Origin of the sequence: Prosthecobacter dejongeii, assembly GCF_014203045.1 — a bacterium.
GTDB lineage: Bacteria > Verrucomicrobiota > Verrucomicrobiia > Verrucomicrobiales > Verrucomicrobiaceae > Prosthecobacter > Prosthecobacter dejongeii.
Genome location: NZ_JACHIF010000003.1, coordinates 163,213 through 182,770, shown reverse-complemented (window position 1 = coordinate 182,770; position 19,558 = coordinate 163,213). Strand labels below are relative to the sequence as shown.

Genomic DNA, 19,558 nt, shown 5'->3' with positions numbered 1-19,558 from the left:
TTCGTCACTCCTCATGTCTCTCCCGCGCTTCGCTCTTCGCCATCCTTGGACCATTCTCGTCGCCGTCGTAGCTATCCTGCTCGGTTCATGGATCGCAACAGAAAAAATGCCGCGAGACGTTTTCCCACCGCTTGGTATTCCCACCATCTACGTAGCGCAGCCGTATGGCGGCATGGATGCAGCGCAGATGGAGGGCTATCTGACATACTACTACGAGTACCACTTCCTCTACATAGCGGGCATTGAACATGTGGAGTCAAAGAACATTCAGGGAGCTTCAATAATGAAGCTCCAATTCCATCCTGGCACAGACATGTCCGCAGCGCTGTCGGAAACCATCGCCTATGTGAACCGTAGCCGTAGCTTCATGCCGCCGGGCACGCCGGGTGCCTTCGTGACGCGTTTTGACGCAGGCAGTGTGCCTGTGGGCAATCTCGTCTTCTCCACAGAGAACCCAAATCGCACCGTTGGTCAGATGCAGGACGCTGCGCTGAACATGGTTCGCCCACTCTTTGCTACGCTGCCCGGTGTTTCCGCTCCTCCCCCCTTTGGCGGCAGTGCTCGCACCATTGTGATCAATGTAAAACCGGACCGCCTTCGCGCCTATGGTTTGTCGCCGGATGACGTGGTTAAAGCGATGACCGAGGCGAACACGATGAGCCCTAGTGGCAATCTCGCGCTACCGAATAGCTATCCCATCGTGCCTACTAATGCCGTTGTAAAAAACATCCAAGATCTCGCAGCCGTACCGCTCAAGATCACCGACAAAGGCGCTGTCTATGTCCGCGACATCGGCGCCGTAGTTGAAGATCACGATATTACCACCAGCATCGCTATCGTGAACGGTAAACGAACCGTGTACATGCCCGTTACCAAACGCAGCGATGCATCTACACTCAGCGTCGTCGAACTGGTGAAGCTCAACCTCTCCAAATTCAAAGCAGCCTGTCCAGAAGACATTAACGTCACCTTCGAGTTCGACCAAAGCCCCTGGATCATCCGCGCTATCGATGACCTGGTCAAAGAAGGCATCCTCGGTGCCACACTCACAGGTTTAATGGTACTCATCTTCCTGCGTGATCTACGTAGCGTATTGATCGTCGTGCTAAACATCCCCATCGCCATCGCCGCCGCAGTGCTCGCATTGTGGATCGCTGGATACACGATTAATCTGATGACCCTCGGCGGCCTCGCTCTCGCGGTTGGTATTCTTGTCGATGAAGCCACCGTCGAAATCGAAAACATTCACCGCCGAATGAAACAAAGTGGTACATGCACTCTGGCCCGCATTGTATTGGACGCCTCCGAAGAAACCATAGGGCCGCGTTCGCTGAGCATGTTGTGTATTCTCGCGGTGTTCGTACCGAGCTTCTTCATGACCGGCGCAGCGAAGGCCCTTTTCTTACCACTCTCGCTTGCGGTCGGCTTTGCTATGATTTCCAGCTACCTGCTGTCCTCAACCCTGGTACCGATCTTGAGTATCTGGTGGCACAGCGAACCTAAAAACCGTGCGGAGCCCAAGCCCGCCGGGGTGTCCGCATTGCGCTGGCTTTTTCTTCCATCGATCACTACACGTCATATCCTTGTCCCCGCCTATCTTGGCGGCGTTATCTTTGCCATCAGCGTTATCGTCCCATTCCTTGGCACTGAAATCTTTCCTCAGATCGACGCAGGGCAGATACAACTCCGTCTCCGCGCCCCTACTGCTACACGACTCGAAACCACTGAGCAGATTGCCTTACGCACGCTGGCTATCATTGGCGAGGAGGCCTCCGTCGCTACAAGTATGGGGTTAGTGGGTGTCCATGCACCGAACTACCCCGTCAATCTCATCCATCAGTGGAACAGCGGCCCGGAGGAGGCAATGCTGCAAATCCAGCTTAAAGAGGGGTCACAACCCATTGCCGAGCTGCGCGAAACACTTCGAGTACGCCTCGCTGCCGAGTTCCCAACCGTGCTGTTCTCCTTCGAGCCTGCCGACATCGTATCACGCGTCATGGCACTCGGATCACCTACACCCATCGAAGTCGCTGTTAGCGGCAAAGACTTCTCTGCCAGCCGCGCTCATGCCGAAACGCTACGCATCAAGCTCACCGAACTCAAAGACCTGCGCGATGTGCAATTCAGTCAGACGCTCGACTACCCAAGCATAGATGTGAATATTGACCGTGAACGAGCTGGCCTACTTGGCGTAAAAATGAGCGACGCCACACGCAGTCTCGTGGCGGCTACCGCAAGCAGCCGTTTCACTGTCCCCAACTACTGGGCCGACCCGAAAACCGGTACCAGCTTCAGCCTCCAAGTCCAGGTGCCACAGACAATGATGAAAAGCCTCGAAGATCTGCGTAACCTACCAGTTACCGCGCAGGGCAAGCAGCCTGTGCTTCTTCGCAACATCGCCAAAGTCAGCGAAGCCAGCATCATCGGCCAATATGATCGTTATAACATGGCTCGCACGATTTCGATCACGGCGAACCTGCATGACAAGCCGCTCGGCAACATCGCTAAGCAGGTCGAAAGGGTTATCGCCGACAACCCTGCGCCCCCTGGCGTCGCCGTCGCCCTACGAGGCCAGATTCCACCGATGAAAGAACTGCAAAGCGGCCTCCAAACCGGCCTGCTTATTGCCATCGTCACCATCTTCCTGCTGCTCGTCGCGAACTTCCAAAGCTTGCGCCTCGCCCTCATCGTTCTTGCTGCCATTCCTGCCGCCCTGCTCGGTGTCGTGCTAGCCCTGATGCTTACCAGTACCACCTTGAATATCCAGAGCTTCATGGGAGCTATCATGGCCGTCGGCGTCGCCGTCGCCAATGCCATCCTCCTCGTTACCTTTGCTCATCGCGCGCAACTCACTGGCATGACTAAACGGGACGCCGCTCTCGAATCTGCCACCACCCGTCTTCGACCGATCTTGATGACCAGCCTCGCCATGATCGCGGGCATGATCCCCATGGCTGTGGCGAAGTCGCAGACCTCACCACTCGCCATCGCCACCATCGGTGGTCTGGCCTTGGCGACCGTCACGACATTGCTTGTGTTGCCTGCCGTGTATGCACTGCTGGCGAGCAAAACGGCTAAGAACGCATCACTCGAACCTAATGACACCTAGCGCAAAGATCAGCGAAGCTCAACGAGCTTGGCCTTAACTCATTCTAATTTAATTTCGCTACTGACCTGCACAAATCCTGTCCAAACTCATGCGACTCCTACTCCTACTCCTCATTCTCGCGCAAAGTACCCAAGCGCTCGAACTCCCAACAACCAAGCCCACCACCGGCCTCATCCACCGCTGGATCTCTCTGCCCGCCACGCTCGCGCCGTGGCAGCAGGCAACGCTGCATGCCAAAGTCACCGGCTACATCGCCACTCTGACCGTTGACAAAGGCGACACCGTCACTGCAGGTCAGATCCTCGTCACGCTTGAAGTGCCCGAACTCCTGGCTGACATCGCCAAGTCAAAGGCTGAGGTCACCGTAGCACAAATCGAGGTCAAACGCCTTCATGAAGCCCGGGCGAAGTCTCCTGACATCGTCCTACCGCAGGCCGTCGATGACGCCGAGGCAAAGCTCGCCATCGCGAAGGCTGGACTAGAACGCAGCGAGACGCAGATCCAATTCGCCAGCCTCAGAGCGCCCTTTGACGGCATCGTCACCGCCCGCCACGCTGATCCCGGTTCTCTCGTCGCAGCAAACACAACCAAGCTCCTCGAAATCACTGACTTGAGCACGCTACGTCTGCAAATTCCCGTCACCGAACTGGAAACCGGACTCGTTACCGTCGGCAAGCCGGTTAAAGCCCAGATCGATGCCCTCGGAGCTACCGCTCCGTCCGTCGAAGCCAGCATCAGCCGCATCGCCTACGCGCTCGATCCCGCTACGCGCACCATGCTTGCCGAAGCTGATATCAAAAACCCTGACCTCAAACTCCGTTCCGGCATGTATGTTATGACCAAGATCGCTACCGAAAAACACGAAGACACGACCCTGATTCCTGTCGGCGCTCTGGTCTTGGAAAAGGCCAACGCCTTCGTCTTCAAACGCGCCGACGGCAAAGCCATGAAGACCGCTGTGAAGATAGGATTCAACGATGGTGTGAACGTCGAAGTGACCGGGTTGAAATTAGACGATGAACTATTCGTGCCTGGAACAGTTACGCTTGCTGACAAGCAAGCGGTCGGGGTTAAACCCTGAGTTTAGGCGGCAAGATTCAGGCCAGCATAATTCACTCGCGCCATTTTTTCCAAACCAGTCTTTTGTCCCATGAAAATATTCCTATTTTTTCTTGCTGCCACCCTTTCTACCGCAGAACCTATCCACGTCGATCTCCCGACAGTGATGAAACTTGCAGGTGCGCACAATGACGAGATCGAACTGGCCCGTATGAACCACAGCGAGACCATCGCAGAAGCGAAGCTTGCTTGGCAACGTTTTTGGCCCAGCCTGAGTCTCGGCGTCGGTTACAGGCGGCATGATGGGAACATCCAGGATGTCGCTGGGGCGGTCTTCAATGCCAACAAGCAGCAGTATACCGTTGGCACGAACGTTATGATTGACTGGTCGCCCGGTGATCTCTACTACTCGGCACTCGCGACCAAACAAAAAGCGCTCGCTGCTGAACATTTGGTGGAAAAATCCCGGCGCGACATCGTTACGCAGGCAACGATGCGCTATTATGATTTGCTCGCCACCGAGGCCAGTGTGGCCATCATTGAGGATGATTGGCGTCTGACACAGGATTACGAAAAGCAGCTCGAAAGTGCCGTCGCAGCTGGAACCGTCTTCCGCGCTGATCTGCTTCGCGTCAAAACGCAAGTCGCACGCGCCAAGCTCGCCATTCGTCAAGAGAAGGAAAAGCGCGACCTCGCCGCCGCCGCTCTAGCCGAGACATTGCGTCTGCCAGCCCAATCCGAACTGCGTCCAGCCAAGGCCGATCTCGTGCCTGTGCATCTCAATGGCAAAACCGGTGTAGCCACTCTTCTTTCTCAGGCCACCCAGCACCGACCTGAGCTCAAAGCGGCAGGCGCTGCCACGATTGCCGCACAGCTTGAAAGTGACCGAGCCCGCATCGCACCTCTGGTGCCGAACGTGCAGGCCAGCTACACCGCAGGCGGACTCGGCGGCGGCTTTGGCAACAACACCGGCAATTTTGATGACACGCAGGACTTCTACATCGGCCTAGGCTGGAAGATCGGCCCCGGCGGACTCTTTGATAAACAGCGCAGGGTCATCGCCAACGCTCGTGAGCAGGCCACGAATCTACAGACCGGAAATATCAAAGCTGCCATTGGCCGCGAAGTTGTCGAAGTTGTTGTGAAATCTCAAAGCGCTCACGATCAAATCGCCATCAACGACGAAGCGGTCACTGCTGCCGAGGAGATGGTGAAGCTCGCCAAAGAACGCCAAGCCAGCCAGCTAGGTGTCGTCCTCGAATATCTGTTAGCGAGAGAAGAACTCACTCGTGCAAGACAAAGCCGGGTTCGGGCTGTAACGGACTTTAACAAGGCACAGCATGAACTCAAGCGGGCAGTAGGCCGGTGAATTTCAGCGGCCATGCACTTGGCACGAGCCCAACTCGTCCTCCGTCTTGATCGCTTGTCCCTATAGCGCGGATACATTTCCTCATCGAAGTTGCGCTTCTATTTTGATTCATCATCTACTTCTCAAAAGAGGACGTATTAGGAGCCAACCAAGCTAGCCCCCCCCCGATTTGCCCCCTGGCTGGTAGAAGTTAGGTATTTTCATGCTGGTTCGGTCATTTTTCAGATGTGGGGGAGGTTGATTGGGCCGAGGGAGATTTCTCGGAAATTCTTGGTTTTGAACGTCTTAGACGGTGGGCGAGATGCGAAGCCTTCCGTCATTCGTCGGCCAGGAAGGATTGAAGATTGTGGTCGGATGAGGAGGACATCAACCATGGTTGATGTCCTCACTTGCCTCTCACCTAAAGAAAAGGGTCCCGGAAAATCCGAGGCCCTTTCTTTCTCACGCAGCTAGGCCGACGTGAGTGTCTAACAGGCCGTGGAGGGCCTCGGTGCGTTTGGGCAGCTCCGCGAGGTTGCCACTTTTCAGGGACTCGGTGAAGGCGTTGAACAGGCTCCAGACATTGCGGCCGGCAAAGGCGTCGTATCTGGGTTCTCGCCATTCATTGAGCACCGAGGGGATGAGGCGGTTGGAACACACGCCAACATCGGTTGCGCGGATGATGAGGTCATGGGCATCCACCTCACCTATGTCCGCTTCTTTGTAGGCGGCGATGCGTTTGTCCTGATCATGCCACTTGGCCATGAGTTGGCCAATGGAACGTCCCACCAGTTGCGGCAGGTCACGGACAATGAAGCGGGTGTGTTTGCGAGCAAATTTGATCTCTCCAGAAAAGGAAAGGTTGTCGCACACAAACACACTGGCACCAGCCACGATCCCAGCGGGGAAGGTTTTATCATGGCTGTTACGCAATCCCAGCACCCAGCAATAATCTTCGCTGGACTGATGAGAGGTCACTTCCATGAGACCAAAATAACGCATGCCATCGTGAGACAACGAATGCGCCTGAGTGCCGATCTTGAGCCGGGAGCTGGACAGGGTTTTCTGGACGGTGGTGATGAGCTGATGATGCGGAATGGGACACCAGCTATCGGTGGGTTCAGGAGTCGGCACAGAACGGACTTCTTGAAGGTCGGCCGTGTGAGCACCGCAATGCAATATCAGGTTAGGGGTTTTGCGAGGCTTAGCCATAGGGGCGATGAGGTCGAGGTTTGCGATCATGGGGATGAGGTAGTTAGAGGAGGTTTTAAATGATTTAATTGATGACTGATTGAATGGGTGAATCGCCTGGTCATGACAGGGAACCCATGAGCTTAATTCTTTGGATGGCGGCACGCTTGAGACGTTCCTTCAGGCGAAAGGAGACCTGGGGGAGGTGTGCTGTTGAGGGCCGATAAAAAAAGAACCCGGCACGTCGGTAAGGACGCAGCGGGTTCTGTTTCCCATATTATGGATGGTTCGGCCTACAGCTTCAGGCCTTGCAGGGTGCGTAGCGTGGAGCGGACAGAACTCATTTCTCGGGCACTGGTTTTCTGCTCACGCTGGAGAAGCTTGAGTTTATTGGCTAGGTCACGGATTTGGTTAAGCCCGTCCTGGAACCGATCCCGCAGGAGGTTGCAAAGGTTGAGGGCTTCATCCAGCACAGGAGCACTAGGCCCTGCTTCAGGAGCATCTGAGTTGGGACGATTGAGCATTGGGTTAGGAGGTGGAGGTTGGGGTTTGGGTAGTGCTGCTGTCGTTGTCTCCATCTTTCGGATGGGAGTGGGTTGAGGCGATGTGCCGACTTTGTCAGACCTCACTGGCATGATGATGAGTTGCTTGCCTTGCGCATGAAGACGCAGAGGTGAACGTTCATCGAAGAGGCTGATGTGATGCAGGCCGAACTGCAGGGCTTTGATGAGAAAACGACGATCCAAAAAGATCGTCACTTCCGGTCCTTGGCCTTTCATCGCCTCCAGAGGGATGTGTAGCCAAGGTTCTTCGGCACTGGGTTTTGCCAGCAAGTTGAGGGTGTTGCTTTTCCACTGCATGCCCAGCGTATGAAACTGAGTGTCATGGTTAGGCAGTCGCTGTATCAACTGAATCACCGCCTCCAATTGATCTGGAGGCAGAGTCAGGTGTGTTTTCGCTTGTGTTGGGTCTGGAACTGCAACCTGCCAGTCCGGGTATTTATCCGGGATTTGACGGGATACGAATCTCCACCTTCGACTGCTGATTTGCACCCACTCTTCGTTGCTTTTGATCTGCCATTCACCATCCCAAAGAAAATCCTTCCACCCCAGGAATTTATGGCTGGGGATGAGGACGGATTGTTTCAGGGGGAGGGTGAAGGAATTCGCGGAGTAGAGGTGTTTTCCATCGGTGCCCACCAAGTAGTTAGCCTTGGAGTTTCGGACATCAATGAAGGTGCCGTTGAGCACGTAACGGGTGGCATCGGTGCTGGTGCAGGACATCGCTTCATGAAAGCTTTGTCGCAGATGTGCAGGCAGCGGAACCGATTCATGATTGAGGCGCGGTGTCACAGGAAATTCTGTCACCGGCAAGAGTTTGATTTTGGTTTCTCCCGTCTGGCCACCCAATGAAAATTGGATTGCTAGATTCTCGGGGTGGGTGGTGATGCGAATCTGTTCACCTTTGCCGCAGCTTTTAACGGTGTGCAGGAGCTGATCATAAGGCACGAGCACGGTCGCGGGTGGACCTTCAGTGGGGTGTTCAAACCGCACGGTAATAAAATGATCGAGATCTGTCCCGGTAAGGGTAATCCAACCATCTGCGGTGCGATCAATTTTAACGTGTTTGAGGAGGGGTAAGATGGCTTTGGGTGTGATCACCTTGCCAAGTCCAGTCAGAGCCGCCTTGAGCTCTGCAATGGGTAAGACGATGGGTTTCATAAGCGATGGGGTTGAGGTTAAAAACCAACCACCCCTGCTTCCGTGAAGAAGTCAGGGGTGGTCGGCAGTGGGATGAGTGTGTGGAATTACACAGTCACCAGTGTTGGCTCAGCTTTGTATTTTAGCTGATCAGTGGTGCATTCAGCGGCACGAATGTCTTCACGAACGCCGAGATAAACAGGCTGGTAGATGGAGCCTGACTCCCAGAAGGCATAGAGATAACGACATTCCACCACCGAGCCTGCTTTGGGCATGGCATGGTTGGGTGGAATGGTCACGTTGCCTGCCCTCTTGATTTTATCTCCCTCAAAAAGCAGCAGAGAAACGCTTCTTTTGTCATTGTTTTTGGCGACAACAAAAGAGGCGGTTTCATAGAACTTGTGCTTGAGACATGGACCGCCGGCGTTGGGTCTGCCAGGAGTGTAGACAGCGTCCATGTGCCTGAAAACCACTCCCTCTTTGCCTTGCTCCTTGAGGGTTTGAAACCACGGCTCCTTTTCAGGGGCGCAGTAGCTTTCCACCAGTTTAATGTGGGTATGCCTGAAGGTGCGCAGGAAATCACGCAACTGGAAGTAACGTGTGGCGAATCTGGACTGACGGAGGTCTTCACCTGCCAGGGACAAGATGTCGAAGACATGGAACACGTCTCCTACCGCTTCGCCATCGAGAATAAAATCCTCGGGGCTTTGGGCGGCACTTTGTTGGATGGTTTCAGGGGGTGTGAAGGTCACTCCCAAGCGGTTCATGCTGGTGATGACTTTCCCCTGTTTTTGCAGGAGCATTCGCCTACCATCCATTTTCTCCTGCATCCAATGGACGTGATCTTGAAGAAGATCTTCAAGTTCGTCCTCTGCAACAGGGTTCAACAGCATGCAGCGAAGACCCGTGGGCGTTGGCGGTTGATGCTGGAGGCTTTCAGTTAAGGCTGGACCTTGCGTGTAGCCAGTGGCCAATTTTTGCCGCACCAGGCGATCATAAGCCGTTTTAGCCACGACGTAGGAAACAGGAACGGGTGTCTTGCTGCCAGTGGTCAAGGTGCTGCCACGACGACCAAAAGCGAAGTTAACGACGTAACCTTGCTCCTGTGGCTGGAGGCTGGCTTGATAAACTTTGTCAGAACCGTTTTCACGGCAGTAGAGGGTGATGCTTTCCATGGGGGTATAACAAAAAAGCCGGACCATCCATGAGTGGACGATCCGGCTTGGGGGTTGTGGGTAGAGGGTTAATACATGTCTCGGCGTCCCCTGCCCCGAAGGTCAAGACAGGTGCGAATGATGTAGAGCAATCCGCAGACGAGCAGGATGCTGAGCAACACAGACAAGGGGAACAGCACAAAGCTGCTCATGGTCTGAGTCAGCACCACGACCCAAGTCTGGAACTGACCGAGTGCGAGGGTGATGAGCGGAGCAACCACCAAGGCCGGAATGGCCACGGTCAATGCCACGCGTAAATTGAGTTTGATGAACTCACGGAGCTGCCCTTGGGGGGACAGCCAATAAACAAGGCGATGACCCATGAAGCGCATCACCTCGGCCGATCTTTCGATGGCACTGAGGCGAGGCAAGTCATGATCCACCACTGGCGGTGCAAGCGGTTTAGGCTGCCAAAGGGGCCTCCAGGTCGTCCCCAGTCGCTTCACCCATGAACTGGGATTGGCGTCCGTTGACCGAGGAGAGGTGTCCCATGCGTCGTGTTCTAACATAATGTTTTCGTGTGGTTGTGCCGAGGGCGGTTCCGAGGATGAAGAGAAAGGCACAGGCGATGCCGAGAGAGCCGGTGGCAATTTGCCAAAGGTCCAAAGTGTGATGCTGTGCGCTGACTTGGTTTTCGAGGGTGATGATTTTGGTCCGGTAATCCGGCACAGGGTCGCTGGTATGATCAAACCATCCGGCCTGTGAAGCCTGAGGAATCAGCAGCAAGAGAAGGAGCATTTTTTTCATGAATGAAGGGGTTTGGAGTTGAAACAAAAAGGCCGGTCTGCTGGGTGGAAAACCGGCCTCTTCTGCTTGGGTGTTTTTTAATGCCATCGGCGGCATTCGTTGAAGAACTCACAACTCGCGCACTGCATCCCTGGGGAAGGAATGAAGTCCTGGCGCTGCAAGCCTTCGGTGTAGGCCTCGATCTGTTTAAACAGCCGTAATTGCTGTCGGGGCATCATGGGTGGCATCGGGGTGATGACCACTTTCGGGTTCTTGAGCTTGACCAGGTGATGCAGTTCTACGCCGCTTTCTTGTTGCCCGGTGTTGTGCCGGTAAAGAAGGGAGTAACTGCTGGTCTGGATCTCGTGACTGTGAGCGGCTTTTTCCGAATTTGGAGTGCTGGCACAGGTTTTGTAATCAATGACTTTGCGTTGTTGCACGAGGTCGAGGATGCCGATCAACCGAGGTAAACCATGGTTGATGAGGTTGGCCTCTACGGGCACTTCCACGGCATCGGGTTTGACATCGGCAGGCACATGGCTTTCACGCAAATACGTGTTTACCAGACGCCAGCCTGTGGTCTTTTCCTCCGCCTCTTCATCGGGTTTCCAAGGAATCCCGTCCGAGTCGTCCGACCATGCTTTTGCATAAGCCTCATGCGCCTGGATAAGCGTGAGGGGCTTTTGCACCCAGCGTGCCTTGTTCCATGACTTTAACACGGTGTGAACCGCATTGCCGACATGCAGCGACGCTGTCTTGGGTTTTTGTATTTTGAGCACGTAGCGAAAGAAGAACTTCAACCTGCACTGCAAAAACAGGTTCAGCCGTGAGGCGGAGACCTGTTCTTGCAATGAGGCGATGATGTCTTTCTCACTCGGCTCCTCTTTAGGGGGAGCCTGGGTGTTCATGCGGCTTGGCGTTGGGCAGGGCGTTGTTGCCAGCGGGTTTGACGTCCAGGCTTGCCAGCTTTCACTAGCAAATCTTCGATCAACTGAGAGGCCTGCATTTTATTGAGCTGCTTCACTCCCAGACCAAAGAGCTGCTGCGACAGATCTTCGGCTTCCTGCTTATCCAGGTTGTTGTCACTGACGATGCGCAGGATGAACCCACGCTGCCCGTCGGTGCAGTTCCAGGCATCTCCATTGGCACGAGGCTGCTGGAAACCTTTGGGTTGCTGACGCACCTGCCCCTGGACTGGGTAGGCACGGGTGTTGTTATGTGCGTTCCCGTGGCCATTGCTGGCTTGCGGGACAAAACCGGGCTCTTGGATTTCCTGGTCCACCGAGTGCTGCAGGAGCTGATAAAGCTTCTGCACTTCGGCTTCGACCTGGGTGATGTCGGTGAGTTCGATTTCGACGGAGGCACTGAAGCTGTGGCTGCTGAATTGGGGGAGCCCGAGCTTTTTGCTGTAGTTGGCGCTGAGTTTGACTGCCATGATGTTGGGGTGGTGTTGGGGCACAAAAAACCGGCTTCTCAGGAATTGAGAAAGCCGGTGCTTTTGAGCTTGGGTTTGTGGATGTCCTAAGCCGCTTGTGAGCGATCTGGGACGGGAGTGAGATCACTGGCTTGTATCCATCCAGGCGTGCCCTTGAGGGCAGCCTGCAGAAGCTGTTCAGCAAGCCGTGTCATGGGGATACGACGGCGCTTGGCTTCATGATAAAGGACACAAACCAGGAATCTCGACAACGGGGGTGAGTAGTGGGTGGGTCTGGCCATAAGGGCACAAAAAAGGAAGGACTTAAGGGCCTTCCTTCTTCATTTTATTATACCAGTTTATGGTAATTTTTTTAACTGGTTAGCCAACATAGTTTCTTCGGTATCCTTGGTAATAATCAAGACGCGGGCATCATAATCACTTTCCAAGAAAACAATAAATGATACCACATCAAGGTCGCACAACTCACTCTCCACAGAACTGTAAACGTCCATCGAAAGACCAGACATTTCATAGCCACGATCAAGGACCTTAAATAAATCACCGTAGCATGTTTCCCCTCCAAACGAGATTAGATTGTGAGAGACCAATTGGAGTGTGAACCCTAAAAGTTCAATGTTGTAAGTGCTTGTCGACAGAAGGCACTGGCCTTGTGGGTTTGGGACGGTGATACGTATCTTGCCTGAATTCATATTTTAATTTATCGACCTATTGAGGATTTATCGGCGCACGAATTTGAGTGGGCTGTCAATTGGTTCGACAGCCACAACATAATACATAATCCTATATTGTCAAATTTTAAGTAGGATTATTTCTTACTAGTATTCAAGTTTGTCGCGAATGCTTTCAAGCTTGGCCCTGAGTGAGTTATTCCAAGCTTCAATTTTAGCGAACATCCTGCCCATGCATACTCCAACAATATTCAAGAGACCTTCCATAACGGTCTTCATGAAGATGCAAAAGATGTTGAAGGTTGGGATGCCGACAGCAATTGCTAGCTAGGCCCAGATTATGCGTTTGTCACTTGTCCCCGATGTCTGGGCAAGGTTGACCGTCTTGCTGCCTGTGCAGGGACCCCACAGAGCCCATGTAATCCGGACGATCCAAATCTCATCACGGCAATTTTTGTACCACATCCCATAATAGACGAAAGTCGAAGACTTAAGTGCAGGTGTGCTGACGAGCATTAACGCTGACCGGTCGTGCCGATGTAGTGCATCATCAGTTCCATAAGCGGCTTAGGCAGGTAGAGCTGGGACACCTCCAGCAGCTTCCACTCCTGGCCACGGTAGTTCGAGCCCTTAAGCGAATCTGGATCCATAAGGGCGCTATCAATGCGAATCACGGTTTCCTTGCCCTCTGGATGGGCATAGCCGCTGGCCTTGCGGTATTCCCTCCAGCTACCTGTGCGCAAAAAGTGAGTTTGATGGTCCACCCACAACCGCGTTGTCGCTTTGCGCCGGTTGTTGATGAAGTTATACATGCTCCAATCAGGCGCTGTGTAAATGTCCCTGAGCATGTCTCTCCGTGGAGATTCACAGACCAGTTGCACGGCCACCACTTGGTCTGCCTTGTCAGTGACGATGTAGAGCTTGTTGAAGCCACCATCGAAGATCCCATCGAAGGCATAGTGAAAGAGCGAGTCCTTGGGGAAACCTGCTGTGATGACCTTGTTTTTTGGAACAATGTTCTGTGTCAGTCGCAGCTTCTGTTTCGCCTCTGCATAAGGCATCAGGTAGGTGACTCCTTGATAAATTTCAATTTCAGGAGCCGGAGCAACATTGGGAGAGGGACGAGCAAAAGGCGACAGCAGGGAACCCAACTCTTTCATCGCTGCAATGCCTCCATGCATCGGGCTGGCCCATCCATTATCAAGGGCAAGACCAGCAGGGGGAGTTTCTGCAAATGACGAGGCTGGGAATGCAAACATCACCATCAACGTCACTGTGCTCCATTCCTTTTTGATCCATGCATAAATCTTCCAAAAGATGACTCCACCTACGACCAAGAGCACCATCACTGCGATGAAGATTACCCCACCGTCATTTTGACGGGTGGAAGCCAAGTCCTGTTCATACGCCTCAGCGGCTTTAATTCGGGTCTGGAGTTCCTGGGTGGTCGAATAATGATCTATCCCCTGCACTAACGGTGTGATCACATCGCCGGCATACACATTCGCAGCGGTCGCAATCGCATACTCGGCATGACTGCCAAAGCTTGTGTGTTCCTCCAAAGCAGCCTGATTAGCTTGTCGATATTGACTGGCCACAGCCATCTCATCTTTGGTATGCGATGCTGCGCTCATTACCGTTAACAACACCACAAGCGCAGCGAAAGCCGACCCTATAAAGGCTGGATGCCACCAGAATGGTCGTGGACCAGCAGGTTTTGCATTCACAAAATGTTTCGCGGTCCGAGGTGTTTGGAACCAATACTTGAAATAGCGGACACCCGTCATCGGCACATAAAAAAAGAGCACGAAAAAAACCGCTGCGAAGGGGTTCATCGCCACATTAAAAATAATCAAAACTCCAAAGAAAACTGCGGCAAGAAATGAGATGAGACGGTTCCGTGGCCACCAAGAAAATGGTAAGGGCATGGCCTTGTCGGCAGGAATCGGATGATTTGGTGCAACCATCTCCAGGGAGAACGCGGATGAGCTCATCTGAGGCTGGATAAAGAAGGTCTCCACTGAACCGAACATGATTTGGTCATTGTCCGTCAACTGAACCTCAGTCACCTTTTCCCCGTTTAGAAACGTCCCGTTCGTGGAGTCCATGTCCACCAGTACAAAACCGTCCTCGTTGGCTTTGATGACTGCGTGATGGCTGGAAATTGACTCATGTTCCAACACCAAATCATTCGTCGTATGACGGCCCACTAACAAAGTTGTACCAGTCAGGTGAATGCGCTTGTCCCCCACCAGTAAGTGAGCAGGATCAGTGTGATTTTTCTCGAAAGGAGGCGGGTTGTTCATGGCAGCTTCGGAATAAAGCTCGCCAACAACGATGCTCTGAATTCACAGAACACGGACACAGGTGACCGGAGAGTTGAGAAGCCACCCGAAGATGACCGCAACGGCCTTTAAGCCGTAGGGCTCTGGACATACGCCGTCGCCTCCCGGCCATTTTCATGGTCGTCAGGCGACGTGTTTGCGGCACACGTCTGCCGCTTCGAGTGGGGTTCTCACGCCCCGGCTCATGTCTCCACGAGCTGTTCAAACGGTACATGGTTCTGTAACGCTGTAAAGCGCAACGTCATCACAACCCAGGATGTTCTGGCCGTAAATCCTTGATGATGATGATGGATTATTTCACCGAATTATTTCTGATTCCGGCGACCATTTCGGTGATGACCATCTTGGCTCAGTGGCGTTAATCAATACGGATCTATCCTAACCAAATGGATCGTACCACATTTAGTGATCTATGCGCAGGGAGCGGTAATGATCAAATCCACAGGAATGCATCTGCTTTGCTCTCACGAATTTTGTGAGGCGTTTGAATGAGGCGGGAGTGTCTCCATAGCGGAAGACGTCCCAAGCCCTTCAAATCGTGTTTTTTGGGAGATGCAGCCTCCCGTTTGTTTGTAAGCCCCCTTCTCCTACTATTCGACGTACTCCACATCGATTTTGTCTGGGTGCCGGAATGAGCATATAGCACTCACTTTTTCGCCACCCAGGTAGTCAAAATTGAGCTGATCAAAAGGTGCCTCTACATCACCTTCATACTGCCATCTGCCTTCGATATTTTCACATCGCTTGTAAACTTGAGTGATGATCTTGGGCAAATACCGCAACATCAATTTGGGTGTTTTTGCCTGTTTGAGGAAAAACTGGGGGTCGTATTTTCCCCGCTTCAATTTCCATTCCCTATAGAAAAGAGGGTCAGGCTGACAAAATGAAAGCAACTCCAAAAGTGATTCCGCTGTGAGCTGTGGGTTGTCATGAAACAATTGACGAAGCCCTTTTTGATCCCGCTCATCCACCGAAAATTCCTGCCTGGCCCATGCATCCAGCACCTCTTGGATTTGCTCATCAATCCACTGTGAATCTGTCAGCATGTCTTCAGTCACAAGGTCATATGGCAAGTCTTCATAAGCAGATGTGCAAGCAAGCACCTCATCATATGGCAACTCGGGCTGCTGACCACACACATGAGAAGGTAAACGCGGGGCGTAAACCTGGTCATTTTTGAGGGATGATGAACGCAAGGTTTTAATCACCTCTTTTGCTCGATCTCCAAGAAAGCGAAGGCCAGTTAAAGGACGGTCCTCCGAGTCGTTTGACGAAGTCATAGCGACTCGGTAATGACCCTTGATATCTGAATTAATATATTCATTTATATATGTCGTTTCATCAACACGCTGGAACCCTTGATTTTGCGGGGGTTCCAGAAGCATCGAAGCCTCGGCGCTGTGTACATCTGCGGGTTGGCTGTGTACTTCTGCGGGTCCCGTTTGGACTTCTGCGGTTTGGATATCGACCAACAAACCTGCACTTTTCAGTGTGTGAAAGCACGGCCTTGCAGGGTGCTTCGCAATGATGTTTTGCGCACACATCGCCTTCAAGCACCTGGAAATGGTGTCTTCGGAGAAACCAAGAATTGGGCTCAGTTTTGTTGCACTCAGTTCGGCATAGGGGACTCCCTGCGCATCCCTTAGAGGATCAGTGAAGTGGGCAAGCGCATATTTCAGATTTCCGAGCAAAACGGCTGAACGGACACATTCTGTTGCCATTGCATCTGAGACAGAAAAACTATGAAGATGTGTGCCTTTCCCCAATTTTCCTAACTTTCCACCTGACGAGGCCTTGAGTTGCTCCGCTATCGAATCACCGATTGAAAACCAAAGTTTTGATTTGTCCCTGCGCACTAAAAAGTCGTTGCCAAGCTTCTTCTCAAGCCTCTGGAGGGCCTTATGAATGGCTGCTTGTGTGAAATAAGGATGATCGTGCTGCAATTGCGACAGGCTACGAAAGCAGTAGCGCCTCCCCAAGATTAGCGTCTGCTTGTATCTGTTCCTCTGCCACAACGACAGGTTGTAGAGAATCAATGCTGCAGTGACGTCAGGCTGCTTGGGATTGAGCTCCTTGGCGATTTCTGGGTGGTAGAAATGCAAAAGGCTAGGTGTGTCGGTATTGGGAACTCCCTCGCTCTGACAGGTGCCCCCCTCCACCATCTTAGCCACAGCTATCGTCATGGGGGAGATAATCTCTAGCTGGACTCCATCCAGACCACTTAAGGTAGAATTCCTTAAAAATTCCGCTTCTACCTTTGTTGACGACCTACTCTGCGCTCCTTCACTCTTTTCTCTAACAATTGGGGGTTTGATTATTGCCATAATAATTCTACCGAAAGTAAGTTACCACAGGATAGACCATTGATTTTCAATGGCTTATTTCCAGTAGGCAATCCATATACTTTGCAGACCGGAACACGCCGGACTTTAAGCCTTTCCAGAGATAAACATTAATTCTCAAATTTGATAAAGTCAATGTAATATTAGGGTATTTTATTATTTTTGAGAAAATTCAAGGATCAACCATGGTTGATATGTGCAAAAACAAATTGAGCCCGGCACCTTGCGGCACCGGGCTCTTGAATATAGGCCACAGAAATATGAGAACCTTAGATGGATTTATACCTCAGCCGAATTTTCTGTTACTGGGTTGTTCTCATATGTTCCATGAGTAACGATGACTCGCATCTCATCTTCTTCTTCACAGTTTTCCAATGCACTGATTTTCGAAGTTAGTGTTCGAGCCAGTTTTTTGAGCTTTTTTAGACTTCCTAATGAGTATTCCTCAGCAGGAGCCTCATCCAGAACAGCAAACATCTGATCAGCAGCTTCAATTACTTTAATTTTCTTTTTTGCTCCTTTATCAACTGGCTTTTGGCCTGTGATTTCATTAATCGCTGCTGCAAGAGCACTAAAGGTAGGGCGATTGCCACCAGTTTTTTGCACCGCAGCTTTTAAGGCTTTTGCAGCTTGGTCTTTGGGAAGCGCAACTAACAACCGTAACGCACGTTCCGTTTCAGGAACAACAGCGTCATCAAAGCCGCATTCTTTTACGAGATAGTCAGCTCGATTTGCAGCCTGCATCAATTGATGAGCCCTCTGTGGAGTGATGTCTAGGACATTGTCACAGTAGGCATACCAACTCTCATACAAGACCTTGTAGAGCTCACGCTCGTGAATTTCACGCAGGGCTCTACCTGATTGCCGAGTTTTGGTGACGCGCTCGACGTCTTGTTGAAGGGCAGCTAATTGAGCTTTTTTCTCTTCATCGATTTCGACTTTGACTTCTGATTCACTTTTATGATTTGATTGCATTTTTGACAAGTTTTCTGAGGCTCTTAAACAAATAAGTTGCTTCTGTTGTAATAATTACGCTTGTTAATAATGAATTAATCATGGCTCGACTTGAGTATCGCAAAGGGAGTTTAAATATGCCCTTAACGATTCGATTGAAACAAGGCGGATACCTTTAACGGTTCCAGGCTTTTTAACAACAATCGACTTAACTAATGGCTTTCCGTTGGTTAAGCTCGGCAAGATTAGAGAGTTTAGACAACTTCGTGAAAGACCCCAAAATCGGAGTCCACTTTTTGGAAGTCTCACATACTCATCCTGCCCACCGTAATAAGGCGTGGTAATACTCTGTGAAGAGTGAGTTGCTAACATCGTTGGTTATGTCAATGAAGGCAGCTTGTGGAAGGCAAGGCACATTCGCATGTAACCGTGTCCTCCATAAACTACCACTATACTGTTAGAATGTGAATCCAGCAGCAGTCCCATTCTTTGTGGAACACTGTAAATAAGGAGGTGTCATCAATTGTTTTCAACGCCAAAGTTCATAAAAAATTGAACGCAATTTAATAAATTTGATAAAATACTGCTAACATTTGAGCTGCGCACAATAACAATTGGAATTTTATAGAAAGAGCTCTCAGATCTTCCACGCGGATTTTCATGCTCTCGACAGATGTCCCTGGATCTACGCGGTGATATTTGGCATCGCCGCAGCCGCCTTCTTTGTCCCCTCATCACCAACGTGGGTGCAATGCTCTTTTACCTCTTCGCAATCGTGACCGGTGAGCCCATGACCAGACGATGGCGAAATACGCTTCTTTAAGGATGATCACAGGCGTGTAACGAAACCGTGAAAAGTGACGGGGGACGACTCTCGCATTGCGGATCTGCCGCTTTTTTGTGTGGCGCACCTTCTCCTTGGAATCTACTACAGCGAGAATGCTTACAAGGTGATCCCAGAACGGCTCCGCCTGAGAATCTGGATGCTTCGCAGGAGCGCCAGAGTGGTATGAACAACTTCTGGTTAGCGTTTCCGAGAGGGAATTTCCTGGAACTTTTACGAGCCAGATGCCATTTCAGAACCCATCACTGAATCACGGTTTTGATGCGGGAAAGACACCCTTAAACGTACACGAACAAAACCGAACGTGTTACCAGTTTTGTTATCAGTTCACCATATCCATCCTCTTAAAACGTTGGTTATCAACGTGGAGCGGGCGATGGGAATCGAACCCACGTATCAAGCTTGGGAAGCTCGTGTTCTACCATTGAACTACGCCCGCTTTTTCAAGTAGCAGTCTGGTTATCTTGGCGATGCGCTGGGGAATGTCAAGGCGACAGGAAGAGAATGCCGAGACGGGGGGAATGTGGAGAAAATGTTCTTTTTGAATCCAAGGCCGGGGGGTGGGCGCAAATGGACCTAACCAGAACTGTGACAGCATCCGCTGAAGGGTTCTGAGGCAT

At 51.9% G+C, this 19,558-nt stretch carries 14 protein-coding genes and 1 tRNA gene; 3 read left to right on the top strand and 12 right to left on the bottom strand.

Annotation, left to right across the window (positions count from 1 at the left end; genetic code table 11):
* Positions 1 to 13: 13 nt before the first annotated feature.
* The 3 genes from HNQ64_RS08675 to HNQ64_RS08665 all read left to right on the top strand — a co-directional run bounded on the left by HNQ64_RS08675 (position 14) and on the right by HNQ64_RS08665 (position 5,537).
* Positions 14 to 3,109 (top strand): efflux RND transporter permease subunit, encoded by a 3,096-nt coding sequence (locus HNQ64_RS08675; protein WP_184207559.1) that lies wholly within the window; start codon positions 14 to 16, stop codon positions 3,107 to 3,109.
* 88 nt (positions 3,110 to 3,197) lie between these two features.
* The gene (locus HNQ64_RS08670; protein ID WP_184207557.1) at positions 3,198 to 4,190 is read left to right on the top strand and encodes an efflux RND transporter periplasmic adaptor subunit; all 993 of its coding nucleotides are present in this window, start codon (positions 3,198 to 3,200) and stop codon (positions 4,188 to 4,190) included.
* Positions 4,191 to 4,259: 69 nt separating this feature from the next.
* Positions 4,260 to 5,537: a TolC family protein gene (locus HNQ64_RS08665; RefSeq protein ID WP_184207555.1), complete on the top strand. Its 1,278-nt coding sequence runs from the start codon at positions 4,260 to 4,262 to the stop codon at positions 5,535 to 5,537.
* A 441-nt stretch (positions 5,538 to 5,978) separates the two neighbouring features.
* Here HNQ64_RS08665 and HNQ64_RS08660 read toward each other — a convergent pair whose 3' ends face one another.
* The 12 genes from HNQ64_RS08660 to HNQ64_RS08605 all read right to left on the bottom strand — a co-directional run bounded on the left by HNQ64_RS08660 (position 5,979) and on the right by HNQ64_RS08605 (position 19,377).
* Complete coding sequence (locus HNQ64_RS08660) at positions 5,979 to 6,758, bottom strand: DUF932 domain-containing protein (protein WP_246430992.1); 780 nt, start codon at positions 6,756 to 6,758, stop codon at positions 5,979 to 5,981.
* Positions 6,759 to 7,000: 242 nt separating this feature from the next.
* Positions 7,001 to 8,428 (bottom strand): DNA polymerase III subunit beta, encoded by a 1,428-nt coding sequence (locus HNQ64_RS08655; RefSeq protein WP_184207553.1) that lies wholly within the window; start codon positions 8,426 to 8,428, stop codon positions 7,001 to 7,003.
* An 86-nt stretch (positions 8,429 to 8,514) separates the two neighbouring features.
* On the bottom strand, positions 8,515 to 9,582 hold the full coding sequence (locus HNQ64_RS08650) for an ATP-dependent DNA ligase (protein WP_184207551.1): 1,068 nt from the start codon (positions 9,580 to 9,582) through the stop codon (positions 8,515 to 8,517).
* A 68-nt stretch (positions 9,583 to 9,650) separates the two neighbouring features.
* On the bottom strand, positions 9,651 to 9,992 hold the full coding sequence (locus tag HNQ64_RS08645; protein ID WP_184207549.1) for a hypothetical protein: 342 nt from the start codon (positions 9,990 to 9,992) through the stop codon (positions 9,651 to 9,653).
* Between the two features lie 31 nt (positions 9,993 to 10,023).
* Positions 10,024 to 10,368 carry a hypothetical protein gene (locus tag HNQ64_RS08640; RefSeq protein WP_184207547.1) on the bottom strand — a complete coding sequence of 115 codons (345 nt, stop codon included), beginning with the start codon at positions 10,366 to 10,368 and terminating at the stop codon, positions 10,024 to 10,026.
* A 77-nt stretch (positions 10,369 to 10,445) separates the two neighbouring features.
* Complete coding sequence (locus HNQ64_RS08635) at positions 10,446 to 11,255, bottom strand: RecB family exonuclease (protein ID WP_184207545.1); 810 nt, start codon at positions 11,253 to 11,255, stop codon at positions 10,446 to 10,448.
* Positions 11,252 to 11,782: a hypothetical protein gene (locus HNQ64_RS08630; RefSeq protein WP_184207543.1), complete on the bottom strand. Its 531-nt coding sequence runs from the start codon at positions 11,780 to 11,782 to the stop codon at positions 11,252 to 11,254. Before HNQ64_RS08630 ends, HNQ64_RS08635 begins: the two co-directional genes overlap by 4 nt.
* A gap of 338 nt (positions 11,783 to 12,120) precedes the next feature.
* On the bottom strand, positions 12,121 to 12,474 hold the full coding sequence (locus HNQ64_RS08625; RefSeq protein ID WP_184207541.1) for a hypothetical protein: 354 nt from the start codon (positions 12,472 to 12,474) through the stop codon (positions 12,121 to 12,123).
* Positions 12,475 to 12,968: 494 nt separating this feature from the next.
* Positions 12,969 to 14,759, bottom strand: a complete 1,791-nt coding sequence (locus HNQ64_RS08620) for an FHA domain-containing protein (protein ID WP_184207540.1) — start codon at positions 14,757 to 14,759, stop codon at positions 12,969 to 12,971.
* Between the two features lie 629 nt (positions 14,760 to 15,388).
* The gene (locus HNQ64_RS08615) at positions 15,389 to 16,981 is read right to left on the bottom strand and encodes a hypothetical protein (RefSeq protein WP_184207538.1); all 1,593 of its coding nucleotides are present in this window, start codon (positions 16,979 to 16,981) and stop codon (positions 15,389 to 15,391) included.
* Positions 16,982 to 17,419: 438 nt separating this feature from the next.
* Positions 17,420 to 18,115, bottom strand: coding sequence for a hypothetical protein (locus HNQ64_RS08610; protein ID WP_184207536.1), 696 nt, complete (start codon positions 18,113 to 18,115; stop codon positions 17,420 to 17,422).
* Positions 18,116 to 19,303: 1,188 nt separating this feature from the next.
* Positions 19,304 to 19,377: transfer RNA gene (locus tag HNQ64_RS08605), tRNA-Gly, on the bottom strand.
* Between the last annotated feature and the right edge of the window lie 181 nt (positions 19,378 to 19,558).

Coding starts and splice junctions, on each gene's coding strand:
- HNQ64_RS08655 (WP_184207553.1), bottom strand. CDS start 8,428: ATGAAACCCATCGTCTTACCCATTGCAGAGCTCAAGGCGGCTCTGACT.
- HNQ64_RS08625 (WP_184207541.1), bottom strand. CDS start 12,474: ATGAATTCAGGCAAGATACGTATCACCGTCCCAAACCCACAAGGCCAG.
- HNQ64_RS08665 (WP_184207555.1), top strand. CDS start 4,260: ATGAAAATATTCCTATTTTTTCTTGCTGCCACCCTTTCTACCGCAGAA.
- HNQ64_RS08660 (WP_246430992.1), bottom strand. CDS start 6,758: ATGATCGCAAACCTCGACCTCATCGCCCCTATGGCTAAGCCTCGCAAA.
- HNQ64_RS08670 (WP_184207557.1), top strand. CDS start 3,198: ATGCGACTCCTACTCCTACTCCTCATTCTCGCGCAAAGTACCCAAGCG.
- HNQ64_RS08635 (WP_184207545.1), bottom strand. CDS start 11,255: ATGAACACCCAGGCTCCCCCTAAAGAGGAGCCGAGTGAGAAAGACATC.
- HNQ64_RS08650 (WP_184207551.1), bottom strand. CDS start 9,582: ATGGAAAGCATCACCCTCTACTGCCGTGAAAACGGTTCTGACAAAGTT.
- HNQ64_RS08620 (WP_184207540.1), bottom strand. CDS start 14,759: ATGAACAACCCGCCTCCTTTCGAGAAAAATCACACTGATCCTGCTCAC.
- HNQ64_RS08615 (WP_184207538.1), bottom strand. CDS start 16,981: ATGACGATAGCTGTGGCTAAGATGGTGGAGGGGGGCACCTGTCAGAGC.
- HNQ64_RS08675 (WP_184207559.1), top strand. CDS start 14: ATGTCTCTCCCGCGCTTCGCTCTTCGCCATCCTTGGACCATTCTCGTC.
- HNQ64_RS08630 (WP_184207543.1), bottom strand. CDS start 11,782: ATGGCAGTCAAACTCAGCGCCAACTACAGCAAAAAGCTCGGGCTCCCC.
- HNQ64_RS08640 (WP_184207547.1), bottom strand. CDS start 10,368: ATGAAAAAAATGCTCCTTCTCTTGCTGCTGATTCCTCAGGCTTCACAG.
- HNQ64_RS08610 (WP_184207536.1), bottom strand. CDS start 18,115: ATGCAATCAAATCATAAAAGTGAATCAGAAGTCAAAGTCGAAATCGAT.